Origin of the sequence: Legionella sp. km772, from assembly GCF_003989735.1 — a bacterium.
Taxonomy (GTDB): domain Bacteria; phylum Pseudomonadota; class Gammaproteobacteria; order Legionellales; family Legionellaceae; genus Legionella.
This window is the reverse complement of sequence record NZ_RZGQ01000125.1, coordinates 1-8,055: the sequence shown is the minus strand read 5'-3', so window position 1 is coordinate 8,055 and position 8,055 is coordinate 1. Positions and strand designations below refer to the sequence as shown.

The following is an 8,055-nucleotide window of genomic DNA, read 5'->3' as shown; positions in this document are numbered from 1 at the left end:
ATAAAAACTCATTTAAATCACTTTGCTATTAAGTACAAATTGATTCTTAGAGCGAACCAGATTGCTTGGCAGGAGCTTAAAAATATGGCAGCTTAAAATTGACCGTGCGTAACATGAGTCAATTAATAGAAATAAAGACTGAAATTAGTGCTGATATACAAGCTAAAGTAGTTTGTGGTCCATTAAATATGATACAATGTGTTCCCTTTTAACAAGAGTTTCTATTTTCATGAGTCATGATCAATTTATTACTCGCAATATTGAGCTGGATATTGCTCATCGAGTCATGCACGAGCGCGTCAAATGTTTCTCTCTTCATGGGCACCGCATAAAAATAGAGCTTACCTTTGTTTTTTCTACGCAACAAGAAATTGGTTACTGTATTGATTTTAGGGAAATTAAACGCGTAGGGGGGCAGTGGTTAGATGATATGTTTGATCATGGTTTCATCGCCAACCCCGAAGATCATATTATTATTAATGCCTGCAGGGAAACAGGGAGTAAGGTGTATTTGCTTTCCCTCAATGGAGAAAATAACTATTGTAATCCTACTGCTGAAAATGTAGCGCGCGAAGTTTTTATGGCGATGGATATCCTTTTTTCAGGCTATCCTGATCTACGTATTCATAATGTACGTTACTATGAAACACCTAATTGCTGGGTGGATGTGAATAGAAAGAGCATCTCTTCTTTAGAAAAAGAACATTTTTATCATTATCGTCAATCCGAAATTGAAGCCTATGCCCGCGATAAAGGGATTATGGAATACGACTCCCGTAAACAGTAATCTACCCTTATTACTTGGTTTAGTCTTACTATCCTACTTAATATTGGAAGCAAGAATATTTTACTCTTTTTGGTATGGTTTTTATTTGTACTTTAAGTGTATAATATGTGTATTGTGACTAATTAAAGGGGATGCTCCACGTGGAATTAGAAAATAATTCTCTCCATGCCTCTTCACTTGTGCAAAGTCTAAAAGAGATTAATAAGTTCATTAAAGGTGGCGAGTATAAAGCCCTTAAACAGAGCATGAAGGGCTATGATCGGCATCTCATCCAATTTAAGCGAGATTTTTATCTTCTCACGGTTTATGCCGGTCGGGATTATCAATCTAGTGAACCTATTTTAGAAAGCGGTCAGGAAGATAATAAACATGATAATACCGCTATTATTGAAGAATTGGAAACCTTACTAACTAATTTAAGTATTCCTAAATACCGCTGGGGGAAATACTTAAACTCGCAACTCACTGTCTATGATCTCTTGTGTCAACTGAATGCAGATTTACAGATAAAAGCCAATATTCAGCTCCATACTATTATAGAGTTATTAGAAGAAAGAAAGGCGCGTAATAAACGATTATATTTAATTGCGAGCATTACTGCTGCTTTGTTATTAATTGCAAGCCTGGTATCCCCCTTTCTTATGGGCATCATTGCCGTGGCTAAAATAGTTTTCGCATCAAGTATTGCTTTTCCCATAATGGGGCTTTTATTTACTGTAGGCCGCTCTGCTTTTTATGCTTATCAAAATCATTTTGATAAAAAGAGCTCTTTATTCAATCGCCTGCGGGATAATTCCTTTCTTCTCCTCAATGCGGCATTGAATGTGAGCGGCAATATTGTTTGGTTGGCCTCCTCAACTGTCATTGCCCCAGTGGCCTCGGTTACCCTCTTTTTACTATCCTCAGTAGTGGATGTAGTGAAAGAAGTTTTTGCTGCGGTACAAAACTATCTTTTGTACAAAGATTATAAAGCCAAAAATGATTCTCCTTTGCTCAATCAGGATTTGCATAATCAACAAGAACAAGCACGTCACCAAATAGGTTATCGTCAACATAGAAATGCTGCAATTATTAACACGGTTGCTGCCGTATTATTATTAGGAATTATGATTGCTTGGCAATTTATCCCCGGTGGTATCTTCGTGACTATGGGTGCGATAGCGGCGATAGGAATAGTTTATCAAGTCCAGCGGATGGTATTGAAAGCCAATCAAAATACCATGCGCGATCAGTTACAGACGGAGCTTCGCCAGCTAGAGACCTCTTATGAACAAACCAATGGTATTCCTTTAGAGGATGTAAATAGCTGGTCGCTAGTCAAATCCTTAAAACGAGAGCCTAGTTTGGATTTGGACTTAGAGGAAAGTCCGCAAAAATTAAAAAAACTTAAAGGGGATGAAGGGGAAGATAGTCCTCTGCTTGAGGCTGCAGACTGCCAAGAAAAGCAGAAACCCCCGAAGAAGGCAGACTCTTCTTTTAATTATGCTGTCGCTAGTGACGCATCCTTTTTTAAACATTTGACCAAAGAACAAGTCTCTGTGGAAGAGCTTAGCGCAAAGCCTACGCCTTCTATCCATAAATCTAATTAAGCAGGAACATTTGAGCCTAGTTAAAGGCTCAAAATTATTTTTCTGGGGGATAGGGTGATCTTACACATTAAAGCGAAAATGCATCACATCGCCATCGCAGACAATGTAGTCTTTCCCTTCTAAGCGTAATTTTCCGGCTTCTTTAGCGCCTTGTTCACCTCGACAGCTAATAAAGGCATCATAGGCAATTACTTCTGCGCGAATAAATCCCTTTTCAAAATCAGTATGAATAACACCTGCGGCTTGCGGCGCAGTCGCACCCTTGCTGATTGTCCAAGCACGTACTTCTTTAACCCCGGCAGTAAAATAAGTTTGTAAACCTAACAGCGTATAACCTGCGCGAATTACTCTGTTTAATCCTGGCTCACTTAAACCTAAATCATCCATAAACTCTTTTCGATCCGCTTCGTCAAGTTCTACTAATTCGGCTTCAGTGGCAGCGCATAAAGCGACAACACTTGCATTTTCTTGGGCGGCAAGATTTTGAACTTCCTCTAATAGGGGATTATTTTCATAACCATCATCGTTCACATTAGCAATATAAAGCACAGGTTTTGCTGTTAACAGAAAGAGATGACGGATAATTTGGGCCTCATCAGTCGATAAATCTAAAGTACGTACGGGGTAACCTTCATCTAAATGAGCTTTTACCTTTTCTAGAAGCTTTGTTTCAGCTATGGCGTCTTTATTGCCACTACGACTATTTTTAGCTGCTTTTAGCATGGCCTTTTCAACGGTGTCCATGTCGGCCAAAGCTAATTCGGTGTTTATGACTTCAATATCGTTTAAAGGATGCACTCGTCCTTCAACGTGGACCACATCAGTATTTTCGAAACAACGCACTACGTGGGCAATAGCATCCGTTTCACGGATGTTTGCTAAAAATTGATTGCCGAGGCCTTCACCGCTCGAGGCTCCTTTGACAAGACCGGCAATGTCAACAAATTGCATAGTAGCAGGAAGTACTTGCTGGGGTTTTACTATTGCACTTAAGGCATCTAAACGAGGGTCTGGTACAGTGACAATACCCACATTAGGTTCAATGGTACAAAAGGGATAGTTGGCAGCTTCAATGCCCGCCTTAGTTAATGCATTAAATAATGTTGATTTGCCTACATTGGGTAGACCCACGATTCCACATTTAAATCCCATAATTTATGTACCTCTTAGTATTTAACCCTGTTGGTTATTAAGCGTTTAATTGATTCATTGCTTTGGCTAGGTCGCCTGTTAAAATAAATGGTGCTACAGCGATGCCTCTGTCTATGGCATCATAAATTTGTTGTCGGTCATGTAATGATGGCTTGTTCAAAACATAGTGATGGACTAAATCCTTATGACCGGGATGTCCTATCCCAATGCGTAAACGGTGAAACTCAGAACTACCCAGTTGTGCGATAATGTCCCGTAGCCCATTATGGCCGCCATGGCCGCCACCTGTTTTTAATTTAATCCGTCCCGGAGGCAAATCAAGTTCATCATGGACAACTAAAATTTCATTGGGTTGAATCTGATAAAATTGGCTAATTAAGCGAGTGGGCTGGCCACTATGATTCATAAAAGTTAAAGGCAGCACTAATCGACAAGTAATTTGATTGAGCTCAATTTGTGCTAGCTCTGCATTCAATTTTTTATCAGTTTTAAAAAGTGCGTTATGTCGTTGCGCAAGAAGATAGGCAAGCCATCCACCAGCATTATGGCGGGTATGTTCATAGGCCGAGCCTGGATTGCGTAAACCAATAATAAGTTTAATTGCCATAATCTATAAAATTTGGGTTAGGAGTTGCGATTAGGATAAGTACCCTTGCCTTGCTTGGCAAGGTAAGGGTAGAGATACAACTAGGGAAGAGAATAATAATTATTCTTCACTAGCTTTCTTTTCATCATTAGCTGTTGGAACTGCAGATGCTGCAATGGTAGTTTCTTCTTCGTCAGTTGTGCCTTTGGGTGCATGGATGCTAACTACTGGCGTATCATGGCTGCCATCAGCGACATCAATAGTTAATTGAACACCTTTAGGTAATTTAAGATGAGAAAGATGGACTACATCATCTAAACCAACACTAGACATATCTACTTCAATAAACTCAGGTAAGTCTTTAGCTTGGCAACGAATTTCTACTTGCGTCATACTGTGGTTAATCATACCACCTGCTTTAACGCCAACCGATTGAGACTCATTAACGAAGTGAAGCGGAACCAGTTTCACTAAGACGTCTTTCTTCGAAACGCGTTGTAGATCCATATGCATGATTTGTGCTTTGTAGGGATGACGTTGTAGCGCTTTCAAAATGACATGCTCTACTTTCCCATCAACAGTGATGTCAAAAACGCTCGAATAGATGCGCTCACTTTCTAAAGCTTTAACTACTTTATTGTGTAAAAAGTGAATAGACATTGGCTTTTTATCGCCGCCGTAAATAACAGCGGGTACTTTATTTTCAAGACGACGTAGGCGGCGGCTCGCACCTTTCCCCATATCCGTTCTTGTTTGTGCTTCTAAAAGAATAGTAGACATTATAAACTCCAAAAATTAGTAGACCCTTATTTAGCTCCGCGACCAGATTAAATACCCAATTACAATAGTTAGATTCACTATTTAAATTAGGAAAGGGTGCTGAAGTATACAATATTTTAAAATGAACTTGAAGTCATAGCCATAATTTCATAGAATATGGCACTTTGTTGTAATTGTCATAGCCAATCAGGCGAGTCGGAGAAAGAAATTATGTATGCGGTAATTAAGACTGGCGGTAAGCAATATACCGTAAAAGAAGGTGATGTGCTCAAGATTGAATTGCTGCCAGAAGATGCTGGTAACGTAATTGAGTTTTCAGAAGTTCTAATGTTAGCTGATGGTGATAACGTCACTTGTGGTACACCGTTTATTGCTAAAGCAGTGGTAAAAGCTGAAGTAATTGACCATGGACGTCATAAGAAAGTAAAAATTATTAAGTTTCGTCGTCGTAAGCACCATATGAAACAAATGGGGCATAGACAGTATTATTCGCAAGTTAAAATTACTGCGATCAGTAAGTAAGAGGGGATAGTAATGGCTCATAAGAAAGCAGGTGGTAGTACTCGTAACGGCCGCGACTCGAATCCAAAGTATCTTGGTGTAAAGCGTTACGGCGGTCAATTTGTAACTGCTGGTGAAATTATTGTAAGACAACGTGGTACACGTTTCCATCCTGGTACCGGCGTAGGTTGTGGTCGTGATCATACTTTATATGCCTTGGTTGATGGTTTAGTTCACTTTACTGTTAAAGGTGACAAAAATCGCAAATATGTAACTATTGTTGCAGAGCAATTAGAAGAAGCAGCAAATTAATTGCGCTGTCTTGTCTATTAAACAAGAGTCCTAAGTAGTTATTTATTTGTTTCAAATTTTTAACCCCGGCAACGGGGTTTTTTTTTAGGTTATAATCATGAAATTCGTCGATGAAGCAATGATTAAAGTAGATGCCGGAAAAGGCGGTAATGGTTGCTTAAGTTTTAGGCGGGAAAAGTTTATTCCCCGCGGCGGCCCTGATGGTGGTGATGGTGGTGACGGCGGTAGTGTTTATTTTGAAGCGAACTCTAATTTAAATACCTTAGTTGATTTTCGTTATATGCGGCATTATAAAGCCGAAAATGGCCAACCCGGTATGGGGGGTAATTGCGCAGGTAAAAAAGGCGAAGATTTAATTATTAAGGTTCCGGTGGGAACTATGGTTTACGATGTTGATACCGGTGAATTACTGGGTGACATTAATCAACCTGGTGTTCCTGTTCTTATTGCGCAAGGAGGGTTCCACGGGCTGGGCAATACTCGTTACAAAAGTAGCGTTAATCGCTCACCGCGGCAAACATCTCAAGGCAGTCTTGGAGAGTCAAGACATTTACGCCTAGAATTACGTGTTCTCGCAGATGTTGGTTTATTAGGTTTACCCAATGCTGGAAAATCAACCTTAATCCGTTCCGTATCGAGCTCTAAAGCGAAAGTAGCTGACTATCCTTTTACCACTTTACACCCTGGGTTAGGGGTAGTAAGTGTATCAGTCGATAAAAGTTTTGTTATGGCCGATATTCCAGGCTTAATTGAGGGCGCTGCTGCAGGTGCCGGGCTTGGACATCGTTTTTTAAAGCATCTTGCTCGTACTTGTGTCTTATTGCATGTGATTGATATTGCCCCCTTAGATGGAAGCGACCCGGTTGTTACGGCTAAAGCAATCATTAAAGAATTAGCAGAATATAGCCCGGATTTAGTGGATAAACCGCGTTGGTTAGTGTTGAATAAAATCGACATGCTTCCTGATGAAAAAGAGCGAGAAGAACGCATTAAATCCATCATCAAAGGACTCAAATGGAAAGGTCCGGTATTTTCCATTTCCGCTATTAGCCATCAAGGCACGCAAGAACTTTGCTATGCCTTAATGCAATTGATTGATGAGATGAAAGAGGCGGAAGCTTAGCCATTCAGCCGCATAGTGTACAACTAAGGGGCTGCGATAAGGGATGACATGGGTCTCACCGCCTTCCTGCTTATGGTTAGAATAATTAATTGTTAGTTGGGTGGTACCGGTATTTTCTTGTTGCATCCAATATTCTGTTAAGCCGCGTATTTGAAAAAATAGCCGCGTGCTTTGCAGGGTATTGAATTTTAATAAATGGTGGACGCCAGGTTTGACCAACAACGATTCTAAAACTCCACCGGTTACCTCATCAATGATAGTCACTGGTTCATTAAGGCTTAAAATAAGTTTTCTTAATCTATCCGACGCTTTTTCTTCTATGGAGGCAATAAGATGAGGCGCTAGAAGTGGTTCAACAACCTTTTTGATCTCCTCCACTAGAGCGAAGGTACAACGCACTTTAAATTCGACATAAGGCACATCCAAACGGTAGCCTGTTTGACATTCGAACGGCGCTAAAGCCTCTTCTAAAGTTTGTGCAATTTCACTTTCGGCTAAACCAAAGATTCGCCATTTTAAAATCTGTTTTTTACTGCGTTGAGTCTGTTGGAGTATTGGCAGGACATGATGCTGAAACATCGGTAAACACTCTCGCGGAGGTCCTGGTAATAAAAATAACATTTTATTATTCCAGGGATAATAGCAGCCTACTGCTGTGCCATTTGGATTGGGGAGTAGGACTGCCTCCTTAGGAAAAAGACTTTGCTGTAAATTACCGGGGTTCAAGCTCACTTGGCTTGCTTGTAAACGTTTCTTTATATGTTCTAAGGCCTCTTGATGCTGTATTAAAGGCTCACCGGTAAATTGGGCTAAGGCAAAACGCGTTAAATCATCTGTGGTTGGTCCTAAGCCCCCAATAATAATGATTATGTCATGCTTTTGCGCTAAAAAATTTAAGCAATCAACGATATCAAGTTCTTTATCACTACAAGACAATTGCAAGCCTAAAGGCAGCCCTTCTGAACTTAAAATATGGGCAAAGGCATGGCTATTAGTATTTAAAGTATCGCCATGAATAATTTCATCACCAGTCGCAAGTATGGCTATTGTCATATCCACTTCCAATTAAAACCTATAATTCCAATTCTATAGCAGATTTTTAAAAATCACTCATGTTACGCACATAAACTTGTAGTTTGACTAAAAAGCATTAGAATTCCGCCCTTAATTTTAGGGAGGGAATTAAATGGATATGCTTGATCTTTATAGTGATTATTTGATTTTC

General features: G+C 39.9%; 9 protein-coding genes. 5 read left to right on the top strand and 4 right to left on the bottom strand.

Translation table 11 applies throughout. The annotated features are described in order from the left end of the window. Positions 1-229 precede the first annotated feature (229 nt). Together ELY15_RS11505 and ELY15_RS11500 are read left to right on the top strand one after the other, a co-directional pair. Positions 230-787 carry a 6-carboxytetrahydropterin synthase gene (locus ELY15_RS11505; protein ID WP_127100149.1) on the top strand — a complete coding sequence of 186 codons (558 nt, stop codon included), beginning with the start codon at positions 230-232 and terminating at the stop codon, positions 785-787. A 140-nt stretch (positions 788-927) separates the two neighbouring features. Continuing rightward, positions 928-2,376 (top strand): hypothetical protein, encoded by a 1,449-nt coding sequence (locus ELY15_RS11500; protein WP_127100147.1) that lies wholly within the window; start codon positions 928-930, stop codon positions 2,374-2,376. Positions 2,377-2,436: 60 nt separating this feature from the next. Here ELY15_RS11500 and ychF read toward each other — a convergent pair whose 3' ends face one another. From ychF to ELY15_RS11485, 3 genes are all read right to left on the bottom strand, one after another. Then, positions 2,437-3,528 carry a redox-regulated ATPase YchF gene (gene ychF, locus ELY15_RS11495; RefSeq protein ID WP_127100145.1) on the bottom strand — a complete coding sequence of 364 codons (1,092 nt, stop codon included), beginning with the start codon at positions 3,526-3,528 and terminating at the stop codon, positions 2,437-2,439. 37 nt (positions 3,529-3,565) lie between these two features. Further along, a complete protein-coding gene (pth, locus tag ELY15_RS11490) occupies positions 3,566-4,135 on the bottom strand; it encodes an aminoacyl-tRNA hydrolase (RefSeq protein WP_127100143.1) in 570 nt (189 codons plus the stop codon). 99 nt (positions 4,136-4,234) lie between these two features. Beyond that, the gene (locus ELY15_RS11485) at positions 4,235-4,894 is read right to left on the bottom strand and encodes a 50S ribosomal protein L25/general stress protein Ctc (protein ID WP_127100141.1); all 660 of its coding nucleotides are present in this window, start codon (positions 4,892-4,894) and stop codon (positions 4,235-4,237) included. Positions 4,895-5,104: 210 nt separating this feature from the next. Between ELY15_RS11485 and rplU the strand changes: the two genes are divergently transcribed. The 3 genes from rplU (at position 5,105) to cgtA (ending at position 6,830) form a co-directional block, all read left to right on the top strand. Next, the gene (gene rplU, locus ELY15_RS11480) at positions 5,105-5,416 is read left to right on the top strand and encodes a 50S ribosomal protein L21 (RefSeq protein WP_127100151.1); all 312 of its coding nucleotides are present in this window, start codon (positions 5,105-5,107) and stop codon (positions 5,414-5,416) included. A gap of 12 nt (positions 5,417-5,428) precedes the next feature. Next, entirely contained in the window at positions 5,429-5,707 is a 279-nt protein-coding gene (gene rpmA / locus ELY15_RS11475; protein WP_127100139.1) for a 50S ribosomal protein L27, read from the top strand. Positions 5,708-5,804: 97 nt separating this feature from the next. Continuing rightward, complete coding sequence (gene cgtA / locus ELY15_RS11470) at positions 5,805-6,830, top strand: Obg family GTPase CgtA (protein ID WP_127100137.1); 1,026 nt, start codon at positions 5,805-5,807, stop codon at positions 6,828-6,830. On the opposite strand, the gene ELY15_RS11465 is transcribed toward cgtA, so the two are convergent. Then, positions 6,789-7,883, bottom strand: coding sequence for a molybdopterin-binding protein (locus ELY15_RS11465; RefSeq protein ID WP_127100135.1), 1,095 nt, complete (start codon positions 7,881-7,883; stop codon positions 6,789-6,791). The two genes, cgtA and ELY15_RS11465, sit on opposite strands and share 42 nt — an antisense overlap. Positions 7,884-8,055: the final 172 nt, after the last annotated feature.